Source organism: Luteimonas sp. A611 (genome assembly GCF_054072715.1).
Genome location: NZ_JBSVRP010000004.1, coordinates 28,850 through 46,008, shown reverse-complemented (window position 1 = coordinate 46,008; position 17,159 = coordinate 28,850). Strand labels below are relative to the sequence as shown.

At 70.5% G+C, this 17,159-nt stretch carries 15 protein-coding genes and 1 tRNA gene; 7 read left to right on the top strand and 9 right to left on the bottom strand.

The window, feature by feature from the left end; translation table 11 throughout:
- Complete coding sequence (locus ACW5EG_RS15200) at positions 1-1,140, top strand: pyridoxal phosphate-dependent aminotransferase (protein WP_457020289.1); 1,140 nt, start codon at positions 1-3, stop codon at positions 1,138-1,140.
- A 16-nt stretch (positions 1,141-1,156) separates the two neighbouring features.
- Here ACW5EG_RS15200 and ygiD read toward each other — a convergent pair whose 3' ends face one another.
- Positions 1,157-2,020 (bottom strand): 4,5-DOPA-extradiol-dioxygenase, encoded by an 864-nt coding sequence (gene ygiD / locus ACW5EG_RS15195; protein ID WP_457022176.1) that lies wholly within the window; start codon positions 2,018-2,020, stop codon positions 1,157-1,159.
- A 117-nt stretch (positions 2,021-2,137) separates the two neighbouring features.
- Between ygiD and ACW5EG_RS15190 the strand changes: the two genes are divergently transcribed.
- Positions 2,138-4,081, top strand: coding sequence for an MFS transporter (locus ACW5EG_RS15190; RefSeq protein WP_457022174.1), 1,944 nt, complete (start codon positions 2,138-2,140; stop codon positions 4,079-4,081).
- A gap of 23 nt (positions 4,082-4,104) precedes the next feature.
- Here the strand turns inward: ACW5EG_RS15190 and ampE are convergent, their stop codons facing one another.
- The 4 genes from ampE to ACW5EG_RS15170 form a co-directional block, all read right to left on the bottom strand.
- A complete protein-coding gene (ampE, locus tag ACW5EG_RS15185) occupies positions 4,105-5,022 on the bottom strand; it encodes a regulatory signaling modulator protein AmpE (protein WP_457022172.1) in 918 nt (305 codons plus the stop codon).
- Between the two features lie 85 nt (positions 5,023-5,107).
- Positions 5,108-6,007 (bottom strand): NAD(+) diphosphatase, encoded by a 900-nt coding sequence (gene nudC / locus ACW5EG_RS15180; protein WP_457022170.1) that lies wholly within the window; start codon positions 6,005-6,007, stop codon positions 5,108-5,110.
- 4 nt (positions 6,008-6,011) lie between these two features.
- Complete coding sequence (gene erpA, locus ACW5EG_RS15175) at positions 6,012-6,374, bottom strand: iron-sulfur cluster insertion protein ErpA (protein ID WP_457020298.1); 363 nt, start codon at positions 6,372-6,374, stop codon at positions 6,012-6,014.
- A gap of 56 nt (positions 6,375-6,430) precedes the next feature.
- Complete coding sequence (locus ACW5EG_RS15170) at positions 6,431-7,144, bottom strand: DUF6776 family protein (protein ID WP_457022168.1); 714 nt, start codon at positions 7,142-7,144, stop codon at positions 6,431-6,433.
- 122 nt (positions 7,145-7,266) lie between these two features.
- Between ACW5EG_RS15170 and ACW5EG_RS15165 the strand changes: the two genes are divergently transcribed.
- From ACW5EG_RS15165 to ACW5EG_RS15155, 3 genes are all read left to right on the top strand, one after another.
- Positions 7,267-7,848: a DUF4126 domain-containing protein gene (locus tag ACW5EG_RS15165; RefSeq protein WP_457022166.1), complete on the top strand. Its 582-nt coding sequence runs from the start codon at positions 7,267-7,269 to the stop codon at positions 7,846-7,848.
- A 241-nt stretch (positions 7,849-8,089) separates the two neighbouring features.
- A complete protein-coding gene (locus ACW5EG_RS15160; protein ID WP_457020301.1) occupies positions 8,090-9,913 on the top strand; it encodes an EAL domain-containing protein in 1,824 nt (607 codons plus the stop codon).
- Between the two features lie 11 nt (positions 9,914-9,924).
- Positions 9,925-12,756 (top strand): ATP-binding protein, encoded by a 2,832-nt coding sequence (locus ACW5EG_RS15155; RefSeq protein WP_457022164.1) that lies wholly within the window; start codon positions 9,925-9,927, stop codon positions 12,754-12,756.
- Positions 12,757-12,777: 21 nt separating this feature from the next.
- Here the strand turns inward: ACW5EG_RS15155 and bfr are convergent, their stop codons facing one another.
- The 3 genes from bfr to ACW5EG_RS15140 all read right to left on the bottom strand — a co-directional run bounded on the left by bfr (position 12,778) and on the right by ACW5EG_RS15140 (position 14,310).
- Positions 12,778-13,248, bottom strand: a complete 471-nt coding sequence (gene bfr / locus ACW5EG_RS15150) for a bacterioferritin (RefSeq protein ID WP_457022162.1) — start codon at positions 13,246-13,248, stop codon at positions 12,778-12,780.
- A gap of 175 nt (positions 13,249-13,423) precedes the next feature.
- On the bottom strand, positions 13,424-13,633 hold the full coding sequence (locus ACW5EG_RS15145; protein ID WP_457020306.1) for a bacterioferritin-associated ferredoxin: 210 nt from the start codon (positions 13,631-13,633) through the stop codon (positions 13,424-13,426).
- A 77-nt stretch (positions 13,634-13,710) separates the two neighbouring features.
- Positions 13,711-14,310 carry an RNA pyrophosphohydrolase gene (locus tag ACW5EG_RS15140; protein WP_457020307.1) on the bottom strand — a complete coding sequence of 200 codons (600 nt, stop codon included), beginning with the start codon at positions 14,308-14,310 and terminating at the stop codon, positions 13,711-13,713.
- A 134-nt stretch (positions 14,311-14,444) separates the two neighbouring features.
- On the opposite strand from ACW5EG_RS15140, the gene ACW5EG_RS15135 reads away from it, so the two are divergent.
- A tRNA-Met gene (locus ACW5EG_RS15135) sits at positions 14,445-14,521 on the top strand.
- 131 nt (positions 14,522-14,652) lie between these two features.
- Here the strand turns inward: ACW5EG_RS15135 and ACW5EG_RS15130 are convergent.
- Entirely contained in the window at positions 14,653-14,904 is a 252-nt protein-coding gene (locus ACW5EG_RS15130; RefSeq protein ID WP_457020308.1) for an acyl carrier protein, read from the bottom strand.
- A gap of 107 nt (positions 14,905-15,011) precedes the next feature.
- Here ACW5EG_RS15130 and ACW5EG_RS15125 point away from each other — a divergent pair, with 107 nt between their 5' ends.
- Complete coding sequence (locus tag ACW5EG_RS15125; RefSeq protein ID WP_457020309.1) at positions 15,012-17,111, top strand: ATP-binding protein; 2,100 nt, start codon at positions 15,012-15,014, stop codon at positions 17,109-17,111.
- Positions 17,112-17,159 lie beyond the last annotated feature (48 nt).

Below are 17,159 nucleotides of genomic sequence, written 5' to 3'. Positions count from 1 at the left end.
ATGCCCGGTCGCGTCGAACCGTTCCGCGCGATCGCCATCAGCCAGCTGGCTCGTGCGCTGGAGGCCGGCGGCCGCTCCGTGGTGCACATGGAGTTCGGCCAGCCGTCCACGCCGGCGCCGGCCGCCGCGCTGGCGGCGGTGCGCGAGGCGCTGGATCGCGATCCGCCCGGCTACTGGGAAAGCGAGCCCCTGCGCGTGCGCATCGCCCGCTACTACCGCGAACGCCACGGCGTGGAGGTGGAGCCGGCGCGCATCATCCTGACCTGCGGCGCGTCGCCAGCACTGCTGCTGGCCCTGCTGTCACGGTTCAGTCCGGGCGACCGCATCGCCTTCGCGCGACCGGGCTACATCGCCTATCGCAACACCACCGTGGCCTCGCACATGCAGCCCGTGGCGATCGGCTGCGGACCGGAGACGGGCTACCAGCTCACCGCCGCGGCGATCGCCGCGCTGGATCCGGCCCCGGCCGGCGTGATCCTGGCCAGTCCAGCCAACCCCACCGGCACGATCATTCCCGGCGAGGAACTGCAGGCCATCGCCCGGGTCTGCCGCGAGCGCGGCATCGAGCTGATCTCCGACGAGATCTACCATGGCCTGCACTACACCCAGCCGGCGCATTCGGTGCTCGAGTACGCCGCCGACGCGCTGGTGCTCAACAGCTTTTCCAAGTACTACAGCATGGTGGACTGGCGCCTGGGCTGGCTGCTGGTGCCGCCGTCGCTGGTCGACACCGCGCGTGCCTACTCCGGCAACCTGTTCCTGACCCCGCCTTCGCCCAGCCAGCAGGCCGCGCTGGTGGCGATGGACTGCCGCGACGAGCTGGAGGGCCACCGCACGGTGTACGCACGCAACCGCGCGCTGCTGCTGGACGCCCTGCCGGCACTGGGGTTGGAGCGCATCGCCCCCCCGGATGGCGCGTTCTACATCTGGGCCGACGTGGGCCACCTGACCGACGACAGCCTGGCCTTCTGCACCCGCATGCTGGAAGAGACCGGCGTGGCCCTGGCGCCCGGCGTGGACTTCGATCCGGTGGACGGCCACCGCTTCATCCGCTTCAGCTTCGCGCCGGCCACCGCGCAGATCGAGGAAGCGCTGCGGCGGCTGCGGCCGTGGTTCGCCGCGCAGCCGCCCATCGGCTGAAGCGCCGCACGGCGCATCAGACGTTGGCCGCCTCCGGGGGCAGGCTGGTCTGCAGCGGCGCGGCGCCGCCCATGTCCTGCTCCGACGACGACGGGCAGCGCGCTTCCAGCGTGTAGGAGGTCATCGACAGCGATCCGTAGGCGTAGCCATCGATCAGCGTGTCGGCCGGCTTGCCGGCGCTGGCGGCCAGGCCGGCGACGTACAGCAGCGGCAGGAAGTGGTCCGGGGTCGGCACCGCCATGCGGAAGTCCGGATGCGAGGCCAGCGAAGGGATGTCCTGCGGGCGTTCGAGCATCAGCTCGCGCGCACGCTCGTCGAAGCGCTGCGACCAGGCGAAGGCGCCGTCGGGCTGCTTCCAGTCGATCGCGCGCAGGTTGTGCACGACGTTGCCGCTGCCGATGACGAGCACGCCACGCTCGCGCAGCGCCGCCAGCTTCGCGCCGAGTTCCAGGTGCCAGTCGAGCGGCTTGCGCGTGTCGATCGACAACTGCACGACCGGAATGTCGGCTTCGGGAAATGCGTGCACCAGCACCGACCAGGTCCCGTGGTCGATGCCCCAGCTGTCGATGTCGGCGCCGACCCGGTCGGGCCGCGCCACCTCGGCCACTTCCTCGACCAGCTCGGGCAGCCCCGGCGCGGGATACTGCACGTCGAACAGCGCCTGCGGAAAGCCGAAGAAGTCGTGGATCGTGCGCGGCCGCGGCATCGCGGTCACCGCCAGCACCGGCACGTACCAGTGCGCCGACACCGCCAGGATCGCGCGCGGCCGCGGCACCGAGGCGCCAAACGTGCGCCAGGCCTCGGTGTAGCGGTTGCGCTCGAGCGCGTTCATCGGGCTGCCGTGGCCGAGGAAGGCGGCCGGCGTGAGTGACGGGGGCATGGAAGCTCCGGCGCGGGGTGCGTGCCCGGCACTCTAGCAACAGCGTGTCCACGCGGTGTGGCGCCAGCCGCAGGCGGCGTTCGCCCGCTACACTCGCCGCCAGCCGATGGAGGGCGCATGGCGCACGATCCCGAGCACGAGACCCGCAACCGCCATTCGCAGTTCGACCTGCTGCGCCAGCGCCGCTTCCTGCCCTACTTCACCGTGCAGGCGCTGGGTGCGTTCAACGACAACGTCTACCGGCAGGCGATCATCGGCCTGCTCGGCGCGATGGTCGTGGCCGGCACGATGTCGTCCGACGCACGCGCGCTGTATACGCAGCTCGCGCCGGCGATCTTCATCGTGCCCTACTTCCTGTTTTCCGCCACCGCCGGGCAGATCGCCGAGAAGCTGGAGAAGCAGCGCCTGATCGTGATCACCACCGCGATGGAGATCGCGATCATGTCGCTGGCGGCGATCGGTTTCATGCTGCAGAACATGCCGCTGCTGCTGGTCGCGCTGTTCTGCACCGGCCTGCAGTCGACCCTGTTCGGGCCGGTGAAGTATTCGATCCTGCCTTCGGTACTCAAGCCCGAGGAACTCACCGGCGGCAATGGCCTTGTCGAGATGGGCACCTCGATCTCGATCCTGCTGGGCATGATCGTCGGTGGCTCAATCTTCCTGCTTGCCGGCGCGGCCGGGCCCCACGTGGCGGCGCTGGTGATCGTGCTGCTCGCCGTCGCCGGCAACCTGGTTGCGCGGCGCATCCCGCGCGTTGACGCGGGCGAGCCCGGGCTGCGTGTGGACTTCAACATCGTCCGCCAGTCCTGGCACATCTGGCAGCTGACGCGGCGCCAGCCGGCGGTGCGCAACGCGGTGCTGGGCGTGTCCTGGTTCTGGTTCATCGGCACCGTGCTCACCGCGCAGCTGCCGGTGTATGCGGAGGTGAACCTGGGCGGCACGGCGTCGCTGTACATCTTCGCGCTGGCGCTGTTCTCGATCGGCGTGGGCGTGGGTTCGCTGTTGTGCGAGAGGCTGTCGGGGCGAACCGTCGAGATCGGCCTGGTGCCGCTGGGCGCGTTTGGCGTGAGCGCGTTCATGCTCGACCTGTATTTCGCGCGGCCGGCCGGCGCGCTCGCCACGGGCATGTCGATGACCCAGTTCATCGACGCGCCCGGCAGCTGGCGCGTGATCGTCGACCTGACCGGCATCGGCCTGTTCACCGGCTTCTTCGTGGTGCCGCTGTTCGCGCTGATCCAGAGCCGCACGCCGCGCGCGGAGCTGGCGCGCGTGATCGCCGGGATGAACATCCAGAACTCGCTGTTCATCGTCGCCGCTGCGGCGATCGGGATCGCGCTGCAGCGCTTGTTCGGCTGGACCATCCCGCAGCTGTTCCTGGCGCTGGCGATCGCCAACGTGCTGGTGGCGATCTGGATCTTCAGCATCGTGCCGGAATTCTTCATGCGCTTCGTCAGCTGGCTGATGGTGCGCGGGCTGTACCGGCTGGAGCTGCACGGCATCGAGAAGCACGTGCCCGACGAGGGCGCCGCGCTGCTGGTGTGCAACCACGTCAGCTACATGGACGCGCTGATCCTGGCGGCCACGATCCCGCGGCCGGTGCGCTTTGTCATGTACTGGAAGATCTTCAACATCCCGGTGATGCGCTGGATCTTCCGCACCGCCCGCGCCATCCCCATCGCCGGTGCGCGCGAGAACCCGGCGTTGATGCAGCAGGCGTTCGACGCGATCGACGCGGCGCTGGCCGAAGGCGAACTGGTCGGCATCTTCCCGGAGGGCGCACTGACGAAGGATGGCGAGATCGCCGCCTTCAAGTCGGGCGTGGAAAAGATCCTCGAGCGCGCCGCCGCGCGCGGCCAGGTCGTGCCGGTCGTGCCGATGGCGCTGCGCGGCATGTGGTCGAGCATGTGGAGCCGGCGCGATTCACGGCTGGGCCGCATGCGCGTGCCGCGCCGCTTCCGCGCGCATATCGGCGTGGCTGCCGAAGCGCCGGTGCATGATCCCGCCGTCACCGCAGAGCAGCTTGAAGCCAGGGTGCGCACCCTGCGCGGCCCCCACGCCTGACCCGCGCCGGCGACTCGCGCAGCTCAGCTCACCCAGCCGGCGATGACCAGCAGCGCCAGCACCGCCAGCCACAGCACCAGCGCACGCCAGGCCAGGCCCATCGCTTCGCGCAGCTCCGGCATCGGGCCAAGCTCGCGCACCAGCGCACTGCCGCTGGCGACGCCGGCTTCGGCATAGTCTTCGGCCTCGTCGGCGACGCCGCCGCGCACGCTGGCGCGGCCGGCCGCCGCGAGGAACCCCGCATCCGCCCGCAGCGAGGCACCCCCGGCCTGCTTCCAGGCCAGCACCACGTCCTCGAAGTTGCCCACCAGCGCCAGCGACAGCGTCATCAGCTGCGCCACCGGCCAGTCCAGCGCCGCCAGCAGCGTGCGCGCGCCCGACACCATGGCGGCCGGCAGGCTGGCTGCGACATCGTCCTCCGCCGCGATCGCCACCAGCCGGTAGCCCAGCGCGCCCACCGGCCCCAGCAGCAGGAACCACAGCAGCACCGCGAACCAGCGTCGCAGCGCGCAGCCGAACACGGCGCCGACCAAGGCTGGCGAATCCACGCGTGTCTCGTCGCGGCGCAGCGGCGGCCACAGCCAGGCGGCTGCGGCGCGGCGCTCGTCGCCGGTGGATGCGTCCAGCACCGCCTCGACGTCATGGTCGAGGTTGCCTGGCCCCCAGGCGTGGAACAGCACGGCGATGCCGAGCAGCAGCGACGGCAGGCCCAGCCAGTGGCCGGACAGCAGCAACTGCAGCAGGCCAACCAGCGCCAGCACCGGCAGCAGCGCCAGCACGATCCCGAATGCGCCGCGCCACAGGCTGGCGTCGGCCAGGCGTGCGTCCAGCCAGCGCAGCCAGCGGCGGAACCAGGCGTGGTTGCGCAGCGCGCTCGCCGCGCCCTGCGCCAGATGACCGAGCACCAGCGCGATGACGACGGCAAGCAGGGTGGCGAACATGGGACGATTCTAGGCGCTGGCGGTCACGCGCGGCGCGCTGGGGCTGCAGGCCGGGCATGCGGCGCAACGAGGCCGGGCAGCCGGATCAGCCGCCGCGCTCGTACCACTGCTCGATCAGCCAGCGCGAGATCGACAGCCTGGGCGACAGCAGCAGGCCATCGGCATGGGTTTCGCCGCGCAGCGCCGCGCCGATTTCGTCCCGGCTGAACCAGCGCGCGTCCTCGAGTTCCTCGTCGGCGGGGACGGGCTCATCGGGCTCGGCCTCGGCCACGAAGCCGAGCATCAGCGACGAGGGGAATGGCCACGGCTGCGAGGCCAGGTAGCGACAGCTGCGCACGCGCACCGCCGATTCCTCGAACACCTCGCGCACCACGGTCTGCTCCAGGGTTTCGCCCGGCTCGACGAAGCCGGCCAGGGTCGAATAGCGCCGCGGCGGCCAGTTGGCCTCACGCCCCAGCAGCAGGCGCTGGCCATCGCTGACCGCCACGATCACCGCCGGATCGGTGCGCGGGTAGTGGTCCAGCCCGCAGCCCGCGCAATGGCCGAGCCAGCCGGCGCGGCCGTAGCGCAGTGCGCCACCGCAGGCCCCGCAAAGGCGGTGGCGCGTGCGCCAGTGCAGGACCGCCCGGGCCTGGGCGAAGGCGGTGGCTTCGCGCGCCGGCCAGTGCGCAGCCGCGCTGCGCAGGTCGATGCGGGCGCGATCATCGCCGCTGTCATCGCGCGCCGCGAACCAGGCCTGTTGGCCGTCCAGGCCCAGCAGCACCGCGTCCTCGCGCAGCTCCGGCCGCTGCGCGCCGGTCACCGGCAGCGGCCCGGCGTCGGCGTCGCCCAGCGCGCGACCTTCGCCATCGAGCAGCAGCAGCCGCGCCTGTGGCCACAGCACGGCCAGGCGGTCGGCGTCGTTGCGCAGGTATTCGGCGCGGTCGAGGGCACCGTCGACGAAAGCGAATGGGGCCGGTGCGAACGGCGACGGCGCCTCGGCCATGGTTTCAGGCCGTGAAAGAGGACCCGCAGCCGCAGGTCGACTTCGCGTTCGGGTTGCGGATCGTGAACTGGGCACCATGCAGGCTCTCGGTGTAATCGACCGCCGCGCCCATCAGGTACTGCAGGCTGAGCGGGTCGACCACCAGGGTCACCCCCTCGGTGATGACCGCCAGGTCGTCCTCGCCCTGCTGTTCGTCGAACTCGAAGCCGTACTGGAAGCCGGAGCAGCCGCCGCCCTGGATATAGACGCGCAGCTTGAGCGCCGGATTGCCCTCCTCGGCGATCAGCTCGCGCACCTTGCCGGCCGCGGCCGGGGTGAAATCGAGCGGGCGCGGCAGCGAAAGGTAGTCGGGGGCGGCTTGTTCCATGCAGTCAGGATGGGGCGCGGCGGTGCCGACTTCAAGCCGAGGCGCGGATGCAGCGTTCAGCCGGGCGCCGCGCCCGCCACTTCGTCCCAGGGCAGGGTCTGGTCGACCGGCGGGCCGGATGCCGGCGTCAGGCGCACGCGGATGCGCAGCGGCTCGAAGCCCGGCGGCAGGATGATCTCGCCCTCGACCTGCTGGAAATACTTGAACGAGTACTCCACGCCGGCCGCCTCGGGATCCTGGCGCAGCGCCGCCCAGTCCAGCCGTTCCAGCCGCCCGTCGCGGGTGCCCTCCACCGCCAGGCTGAGCCGGCCGCTGCTGACCGCGCCCCGGTTGAGGTTCTGGGTCAGGGTGGCGGTGTAGTGCCAGGCCTGGCCCGCGCGCGGGGTCAGGGCCAACTGGTGCACGGTCAGCCCGCGCCGCTGCGCGGTGGACCCGACGAAGCGCTCGTAGAAGGCGACGTCCGCGCGCAGTGCGGCGATTTCCTCATCGCGCTCGGCCAGCGTGCCCTGCAGGTCGCGGTTGGCATCGCGGCTGATCTGGTCGGAGCGGGTCAGGGTGGCGACCTGCTGTGCCAGCGCCTCGACCTGCGCCTGGTCGACGCCGGTGCGCGGGGCCGCGCCAATCACTGCCTGCCACAGGCCCCACAGCCCGAATCCAAGCGCCGCGATGAACACGGCCAGCACCGCATAGGAGGCGCCGCGGACATGGGCAGGCACGACTCCGGCGCTGGGCGCGCCGTCGACCGGCCGGGAAGAAGGGGTGTCAGTCATCGCAACCGGTATATCCACCTGCCCGCGGCCGCGTCAAGGCGCGCGCCCTATACTCGCCTGCGCAGGCCGTGGGCCTGCTGCCACGTTCAGCCGCCCGCCGGCTTTGTCGCGAGGAGTCCGCCATGACCGAAGCCCACCTGTTCGCCGTCGGCGTGCTGCTGGCCTGGCTGGCGGGGATCCGCGCCTATCTCACCGTGTTCGGCGTCGGCCTGGCCGGCGTGATGGGCTGGCTCGACCTGCCGCCGGCGCTGGAGGCGACAACCTCCCCCTGGGTGCTTGGCGTCTCGGGCGCGCTGGCGCTGGCCGAGTTCTTTGCCGACAAGATTCCCGGCGTGGATTCGGCCTGGGACCTGCTGCAGACCCTGGCCCGGGTACCGGCCGGCGCCTTCCTCGCCGCCGCCGCGCTGTCGCCCGATGGCGAGCTGGGGGCCGGCATGATGGCGGCCGGCGCTGGCGTTGCGCTGGCCAGCCACACGATCAAGGCCGGCTCGCGCGCCCTGCTCAACACCTCGCCCGAACCGGTCAGCAATCTGGCCGCCTCGGCCACCGAGGACGTGGTGGTGGTGGGCGCGCTGGCCCTGGCCTGGTCGTATCCCTGGCTGGTGCTGGCGGTCGTGGTGGGACTTGGCCTGGGCGTGGCGCTGGTGCTGTGGTGGGTCTGGCGCAAGCTGTTCCGACGGGCGCCTCGACCTGCGCCCGGCTGAGTGCGCCATCACGGTTTGCAGCCGGGCCGCGATGGCCGCGCGGCGTCCTCGCGCAGGCCTGTTGCCGGCATGCGATAGTCGCCGGGCCACGCAGTCGCGATAATGCCGGCAACAGGGGGATCCGGAATGCACCACGAGGCTGCGCAGGCAGGCCCGTCAATGCTTTGGCTGTCGTCGCGCACCTGCGCCGCGGCCGCGCCTGCGGTTGCCCCTGCATGTGCTTTCCGGCAAGGTTCCCGTGGTGTCTGACGCCAACAATCGCCAACGCGCGGAAGTCCCGCCCACCGGTTACTGGCGCCGCTGGTGCGCCGACGCGGCGCCTGCGGTGCTGCCGCGCGTGGACGTGCCCGCCACCGAAGAGGTCCGGCCCGCGCCCGCGCCGGCGCAAGCCCCGGCCGAGCCCGGTCGCGAAGCCGCGGCCTGGCGCGTGCTGGTGGTCGAGGACGATCCCAGCCAGGCGCTGTTTGCCGAGAGCGTGCTCAACGGCGCCGGAATGCAGGCGCACGTGGTCTCGGTCACCGGCGAGGTGATGGACGCGATGCAGCGGCTGCGCCCGGACCTGGTGCTGATGGACCTGCACATGCCCGGCCTGGACGGCGTCGAGCTGACCGCGCTGATCCGCGGCCACGCCGATTTCGCGATGACCCCGGTGGTGTTCCTGACCGGCGACGAGGACCCCGAACGCCGCTTCGAGGTGCTGGACGTGGGCGCGGACGACTTCCTGCGCAAGCCGGTGCGTCCCCGCCACCTGGTCTCCGCGGTGCAGAGCCGCATCCAGCGCGCGCGCATCGTGCAGGCAGGCGGTGGCGGCGCCCGCCATCCGGTGACCGGCCTGCACACCCGCCCGCAGATGCTGCAGCTGCTGACCGCGTCGGTGCCGCAGGCACGCTCGGGCGCGGCGCTGTTCGTCGAGATCGCCGGCACTGCCGCGCTGCGCGACCGTTTCGGCTATGCCGCGCTGGAAGCGCTGCTGGCCGACGCCGGGCGCCGGCTCGGCGAGATCGCCGAGGGCCACGCGGCTTCGCGCCTGAACGACAACACCTTCCTGGTGTTCGCGACCGGGCTCGAGGGCGCCGCGCTGCCGCCGTTCGCGCGCCAGCTGCGCGACGGCCTGGGCGAGCATGGCTTCCAGGTGGGCGGCGAACGCCTGCGCCTGCGCGCGGTGGTCGGTTACGCCGACCTGGCGCTGGGCTTCGAGGACGCGGGTGCAGCCCTGTCCGCAGCCGAGGAAGCCCTGCGTGCCGCGCGCAGCCACGCGCACGGCGTGGCCGCGTGGGCGCGACCGGTGTCGGCCGAGGATCGCGACCTAGCCGCGGTCGAGCAGTCGCTGCGCGAGGCGCTGGCTTCCGACAGCCTGCTGGCGGCGTTCCAGCCGATCGTCGCAGTCGCCGGCGGCGACGATGCCCAGTACCAGGTCCTGTTGCGCCTGCGCGGCGCCGGCGACGAGCTGCATGCGGCCGGACGCGTGCTGCAGGCCGCCAACCGCATCGGCGCCACCCTGCAGGTGGACCGGCGCATGGCCGGGATCGCGATCGGCGCGCTGCGCCGCCAGCGCCAGGAGCAGCGCGCGCTGCGCCTGTTCGTGACCCAGTCGCCGTCCACGCTCTCGCACGACGGGCACGCGCAGTGGCTGCTGCAGTCGCTGGCCGAAGCCGGCGTGGATGGCGCGTCGCTGGTGATCGACGTGCGCCAGGAGGACGCGCTGGTGCATGCGCTGTCGCTGCAGGATTTCTGCAGCGCGATGGTTTCGGCCGGGGTGCAGCTGTGCCTGAGCCAGTATCGCCACGGTCCCGAGGCCAATGCCCTGCTCGGGCAGCTGCCGCTGGGCTATGTGCGCCTGGACCCACGCTATTCGCGCGACCTCGACGACACCCTCGTGCGCGACGAGATGCGCAGCGCGATCGATTTCGCCCACCGCATGGGGCTGCAGGTGATCGGCCAGCAGGTCGAGGACGCGCAGTCGGCCGCCACGCTGTGGATGACCGGCGTGGACTACATCCAGGGCAACCTGGTGCAGCGCCCGGCCGACGACCTCCAGTTCGATTTCAACAGCTCCGTGCTGTGAGGAGACAGGGTATGGCGCTGATCAGCAACGCCCGCCCCTCGAGCATCATGCTGCGATGGTTCACCCTTGGCGCGGCCGGCGGCGCGGCGCTGAGCCTGGTGCTGCACGTGCTGGGCATGGAAGGGCCGTGGCAGGGCTTCGCCCTGGTGCTGGCGCTGCTGGCGGTGTTCGCCTCGATTGCGGTGTTCTACAACCTGCGCACGCGCGACCGCGAGCTGCGCGAAGCGAACGAGCGCCGGGAGCGCGACGAGGCGGTGCTCGCCGAACTGCACCGCGAGCTGGAGCGCCACGCGCAGCTCGAACAGGACCTGCGCCTGGCCAAGCAGGCTTCCGAATCGGCGGTGATGGCCAAGGGCGAATTCCTGGCCACCATGAGCCACGAGATCCGCACCCCGCTCAACGGCATCGTGCCGATGCTCGACCTGCTGATGCACGCGCGCATGGCGCCCGACCACGCCGAGCTGGTGCGCACCGCCTATCTGTCCTCGCAGCAGATGCTGCGCATCGTCGACGACATCCTCGACTACTCCAAACTCGAGGCCAACAAGCTCGAACTCGAGACCACCGCGTTCAACCTGCGCGAGGTGGTCGAGGGCGTGCTGCAGCTGCTGGAGCGCCCGGCGCAGAGCAAGGGCCTGCGCATGCACATGCAGCTCGACCCCGGCGTGCGCCTGCCGGTGCGCGGCGACCCGGTGCGGATGCGGCAGGTGCTGGGCAACCTGATCAGCAACGCGGTGAAGTTCACCGACCGCGGCTCGGTGACCCTGTCCGTGCGCAGGCTCGGCGAAACCGCGACCCAGCACCAGCTGCGCTTCGAGGTCCGCGACACCGGCGTGGGCATCTCCCAGGCCGCGCAGGGCCGGCTGTTCCAAGCCTTCAGCCAGGCCGATGCCTCGACCACGCGCCTGTATGGCGGCACTGGCCTGGGGCTGGCGATTTCCAAGCGCATCGTCGACCTGATGGGCGGACGCATCGGGGTGGAGTCCGAACCGGGTCTCGGCGCCACGTTCTGGTTCGAGATCCCGCTGCTCAAGGTGCAGGGCGACATGCAAGCAGATGACACCAATCCCCAGGGCGGCCGGCTGCTGCTGCTCAGCGCCGACCCGCGCCTGCGCCTGCGCCTGAGCATGCTGCTGCCCAACTGGGGCCTGCGCGTGACCTCGGTCGAAACCACCCAGGAAGCGCTGGATCGCCTGCGCAACGCCGCCAACCAAGGGCCGCCGTGGGCCTACTCGATCGTGCTGGCCGACCTGTCGGGGATGCGCAACACCGCGCTGGCCCTGCACCGCAACCTCGGCCGCCAGAGCGTGTACGGCGAGCTGCGCCTGGTCTGCCTGTACGGCGATGACCCGGTGCCCGACGAACTGCAGCGCAGCGTCACCCTGCTCAGCCGTCAGACCCCCGATGCCAACCTGCGCGCGGCGCTGTTCGACGCCACGGCCGATTCCGCTGCGGCGCCGGCCGCTGCCGAGCCTGCGGCAGCCACCATCGCGCCTGCAGCGCGCGAACCCGGCCGGCTGGCGGCGCGCAAGCCGCGCGTGCTGCTGGTCGAGGACAACCCGGTCAACCTGATGGTCGGCCAGCGCCTGCTTGGCGTGCTCGGGATCACCTGCGATACCGCCAGCAACGGCGAGGCCGCGCTGCTGCGGATGTCGGCCTCGCGCTACGACATCGTGCTGATGGACTGCCAGATGCCGGTGATGGACGGCTACACCGCCACCCGGCGCTGGCGCGAGAACGAGGAAGCCGCCAACGAGGGCCGGCACCTGCCCATCATCGCGATGACCGCCAACGCCATGGCCGGCGACCGCCAGAAGTGCCTGGACGCCGGCATGGACGACTACCTGCCCAAGCCGGTGACCCGCAGCGAACTCGAACGTTGCCTGCACCGCTGGTGGGATCCGGAGCAGTCCGGGGCACCGGCGGACTTCGCCGGCCTGGTCGACGGCGACGCGGACGGCGAGCCGGTGCCGACGACGCTGGACCCGCAGCTGCTGGGCCTGCCGATGGGCGATCCGCTGGTGGAGACGGCCCGCACCGGTTCATTTGATTTCGATGCGGCGTTCGGCGCCACGGCGCAGGGTTCCGACCTGGCCACTGTTGCCTCCAAGCCGGAGCCCTACCCGGAGTACGCCATCCCGGAGCACGTCGCCGATGTCACAGGCGCAGCATCCGGCGTGCCGCAAGCTGCCGCGACGGCGTTGTACACCGTGACTGCGCCGGACTTCGCTGCCGGGCCTGCGATCACTGCGCCAGCCGCGATTCCTGCGCATGCCGCAGTCCCGGAGCCTGCTGTGGCTTCATTGCCTGCGGCGGCCCCCGCCTCGGTGGCAACCTCGACACCTGCTGCAGTCTCGGCACCCGATGCTGCCTTCGCATCCGCCACTGCGGCTTCACCGCCTGTCGCCCCTGCACCTGCACCTGTAGCTGCCCCGGCCCCTGCACCCGCCGCACCAACCCAGGCACCGGCCGCACCCGCTCCGCAGCGCGTGCTCGCGCCGGTGCTCGACGCCGCGATCCTGGAGGACCTGGAGGCCATGCTCGGCGACGAGGTCGAGCGCCTGGTCGACATCTTCCTGGAGGACACGCCGCGGCTGGTGCGCGCGCTGGAGAACGCCGCTGGCGGCCCCGATTACGACGCCCTGCGCGAGGCGGCGCATTCATTGAAGTCGTCCAGCGCCAATCTCGGCGCGATGTCGCTGTCGGCTGCGGCCAGGCGCGTCGAGCTGGCCGCGCGCGAGCGCTCGCTCGAGCGCCCGGCGGTGGCGGTGGCGCTGATCGCCAACGAGTTCGCCCGCGCCCGCCAGCAACTGCTGGCGCGGCGCGCGACGCAGAAGGTCTGAGCGCCGCGGCGCCCGCCCCGCTCAGTCCTCGATCTGGCTCTGCAGGTAGTTCTGCTCACCGATGCGCTCGGCCAGGTCGAGCTGGGTCTCGATCCAGTCCACGTGCTCCTCCTCGTTCTCGAGGATGTCGGTGAACAGCTTGCGGCTGACGTAGTCACCGACGGTCTCGCAGTAGGCGATCGCCTCACGCAGCAGCGGGATGCCCTCCAGCTCCAGAGCCAGGTCGCAGCGCAGGATTTCGATCGGGTTTTCGCCGATCTTGAGCTTGCCCAGCGCCTGGAAGTTGGGCAGGCCTTCGAGGAACAGGATGCGTTCGGACAGCACGTCCGCGTGCTTCATCTCGTCGATCGATTCCTCGTACTCATGCTTGGCCAGTTCGGCCAGGCCCCAGTGCTTCAGCATCTTGGCGTGCAGGAAGTACTGGTTGATCGCGGTCAGCTCGTTGTAGAGCGCCTGGTTGAGATAGCGGATGACCCGCGCGTCGCCTTTCATCGGTGGGCTCCCTGCGCCATGGAGAGACAGACTCTACCCGCAGGCCGCAATCGATGCCGGAACGGGAATGGTGTGCATTTGTATCCGCGTCGCCTGTCTTGCCGCAGGCGCGGGAACGGGTCTCGAGAGGAGCGCGGGCGGAGCCCGGCATGTGCCGCCCCGACGCCAAGGCCCCTCAGGCGGCGCGCGCGACCAGCGGCAGGGCCACGAGCCGGGCCGAAGCGGGCCGGGCCTCGTCGAGCAGGGCCTGGGCGGTATCCACGCAGGTGCCGCAGCAGGCACCGACGCCGGTGCGCATGGTCAGCTCGGAGAGCGAGCTGCAGCCGGCTTCGGCAGCGCGGCGGATGTCGTGGTCGGTGATCCCATTGCAGATGCAGACGTACACGGTGCGGACAACCTGGTGGGGCAGGACGCCATTCCGCCACACATGAGAATGAGTGTCAATAGCGCCTGCGTTCGTACTCAGCCCGGACCGCGGTCCCGATCGCGCCCCGCCGCCTGTCCAGCCGCGCCATTCGGCCACGGCCGGCGTCGTCCCGGCCGTTCGCGGGTCTCGATGCCGTCCGATGGGATCGCCCCCGCCCCCGCGATCTGCCGCGCAAACGGCGCAAGGTGCCCCAACGCGCTGGCGTACACGCCGCGCTTGAAGATCACCACGTGCTCCATGGGGTACCAGAAATCCACCCAGCGCCAGTTGTCAAACTCGGGCTTGGCGGTCAGGTCGAGGCGCAGGTCGCTCTCGGCCCCGGTGAACTGCAGTAGGAACCAGACCTGCTTCTGGCCGATGCATACCACCCGGTCGTTGCGGCGGATCGCGTTGCGCGGCAGGCGGTAGCGCAGCCAGCCGGGGGTCACCCCGAGCACCGCCACGTGGTCGGGCAGCAGCCCGGTCTCCTCGCGCAGCTCGCGGTACATCGCCTCGATGGGCGTCTCGTCGCTGTTCATCCCGCCCTGCGGGAATTGCCAGCCGTCCCGCCGCACCCGCCGCGCCCAGAAGACGCGTCCATCCGGATGCATCAGCACGATGCCGACATTGGGGCGATACCCGTCCGGATCGATCACGATGCGGACTCCAAAGATCTACTGCGCCCGACTCTGCCACGTCTGTCACGAAAACGACAGCCCGGCCGCCCGACGTTGACGCAGCCCCGCCAGCCCCGGACAATATGCGGCTCGCCGCCCACGCGGCGGCCGATGGCTATGTAGCTCAGCTGGTTAGAGCACAGCACTCATAATGCTGGGGTCGGTGGTTCGAGTCCACCCATAGCCACCACGTCATCCACGCCGCGCCCCGCCTCGCTCGCGGGTGTTTTCGTATCCGCTCCAGGCACGGGCGCGTGGCGGCATTCCGATCTGTCCGGGCGTCCCGCGGCGTGGCCCAGGCGCGCGCCTGCCACCACCGGATCAGGCGGACTGGTTGCCTATCGTTTCCTGGATCAGCTGCACGATCTGCTCCACCGTCGGGTCGCGCGGCAGGGTCATGCTCTTGAACGTGAAATCCAGCTCGCTCTCGAGGTCGAGCATGATGTCGACCTGGATGATGGAATCGATGCCCAGTTCCTGAAGCCGGGTCTGTGCGGTAATGGGCACGTCGGTCGGACCGACCCGCTCCTGCAGCATCTCGGTCAGGCGCCGCAGAATCGCTGGATTTTCCACGTGGGACCCCTGTCTAATGTCCGCGCTGGCCCGGTTCCTGCGTGCCGGAAGTGAAGGGATTCCGTCGGCGGGACGAACGACAGCAATGGGACGTTGAGGGCATTGTAATGGAGCCGGACGACAGCAACGAAGCGAACAGGAACGTCATTGCCCAGGCGAACTTCCGGCTGAGCTTCGGCGTGCTGGTCGCCATCATCATCGCCGGGGTGCACTGGTTCGGCCCCGCCGGGTCCAGTACGACCGATGCACTGGTGGTCGGCATGCTGGGCGGCTATGTCGGATATGCCGCGCTCGCCCGCTACCTGGCCGCGCATCCGCAGTGGCTGGGCAGCCACGACCTGGTCGTCATCACCGCGGTGATCGATCCGCTGGTCCTGTCGGCCTGGATGTACTTCGCCGGCGGTTCGTCGACGGTCTTCGTCGCTTTCTACCTGTTCACCACGCTCGGCTTCGGCTTCCGCGTCGGCACCCGGGCAATGCACATCTGCCAGGTGTTTTCGCTGGCCGGGTTTGGCGTGGTGGTGATGGCCTCGCCCACGTGGCAGGACAACCTGCTGTTCGCGGCCTCGCACGCGCTGCTGCTGGTGGTGGTGCCGCTGTATGCAGCCAGCCTGATCCGGCGCATCAATGCCGCGCGCGAAGCGGCCGAATTCGACAGCCGCGCCAAGTCGCAGCTGCTGGCCAAGGTCAGCCACGAGCTGCGCACGCCGCTGACCGGGATCGTCGCCGACGCGCAGCTGCTGGAGGTCGAGGCCACCGACGCGGGCACCGTGAACCGCGCGCGCTCGATCCAGCGCCTGGCCACAACCCTGGACGCCGAGATCAAGCAGCTGCTCGACCTGTCCAAGATCGCGGTGCACGGCGGTGACCGCCGCCAGGAGGAAGAACCCTTCAGCCTGGCCTTCACCGCGACCCAGGTGATGGGCTCGATCCGCTCGATCGTCGGCACGCGACCGATCTCGGTGGAGCTGGATTTCGACGAGCGGATCAAGCTGCCGGTACTCGGGCGCCACCAGGAGCTGGTGTCGATCCTGACCAACCTGGCCGGCAATGCGGTGAAGTTCACCGAGGAAGGGGCAGTGACGCTGGAGGTGCGGCTGCTCGGGACCACCGACACCGCGTACCGGGTGCGCTTCGCCGTGTCCGACACCGGCATCGGCATCGCCCCGGCCCACCACGAGAAGATCTTCCAGCCCTTCTTCCAGGTCGAGGGCGGACCGGCGCGCCGCTACGGCGGCACGGGCCTGGGCACCTCGATCGCCAGCGAGCTGGTGCGGCGCATGGGCGGCCAGCTGCAGGTCGACAGCGCGCTGGGACGCGGCAGCACCTTCTTCTTCGAGCTGCAGATGCCCGTCGACGCCAGCCCGGCGGCGGCGGCCGCCAACGCCGCGCCCTCTTGCGTGGCCGGCAAGCGCGTGCTGGTGGCCGACGACAATGCCACCAACCTTTCGCTGCTCAGGGAGATGCTGCTCAAGGACGGGCACCAGGTCACGGCGGTCGAGAGCGGGCACGAAGCCATCGTGATGCTCAGCGCCAACACCTACGACGTGATCTTCCTCGACTACAACATGGACGACGTCAACGGTGCGGTGGTCTACCAGACCTATGCCTACAGCCGGGTACAGCTGTCGCCGACCTTCTTCATCACCGCCGACACGACGGCGATGACCACGCGCCTGCTTGAGGACCTCGGCGCCAACGGCGTGATCTACAAGCCGCTGACGTTCGAGAAGATCCGGCAGGCGATTGCCAGCGTGTTCCCCGACGAGGCGCGGCCGGTGCCGGTCGAGCCGCTGCGGCCACGGCAGGGCGCGGTGGCGATCAGCGGGGTACCGGTCGAATACCTGGACCCGAGCGCGATCGAGGGACTGCGGGAAATCAAGGACAGCCCGGACTTCCTGCATGCGGTGATCACCGACGGCATCGCCGACATCCATGCCCTGCACCAGGCCCTGGCCGAGGCCCTGGACGGCGCCGACCTGCCGGGCCTGCACAAGCAGGCGCATGCGATGAAGGGCGTGGCGCTGAGCCTGGGCGTGGTGCGGCTGGCACATCTGTCCGATCGCCTGATGACCATGACCCACGACGTGCTGACCGGCAGCGCACCACGCTGGCACGAGGACCTCGACGCCTGCGTGGCGAGGAGCTGCCAGGCCCTGGACGACCTGCGGCTGGCCTTTGCGACGCAGCTTGCTGTGAACAACTGACCGCTGCCCCGGCTGGAGTGGGGCGGCTGCAGGTGGGATGCGCTGCAG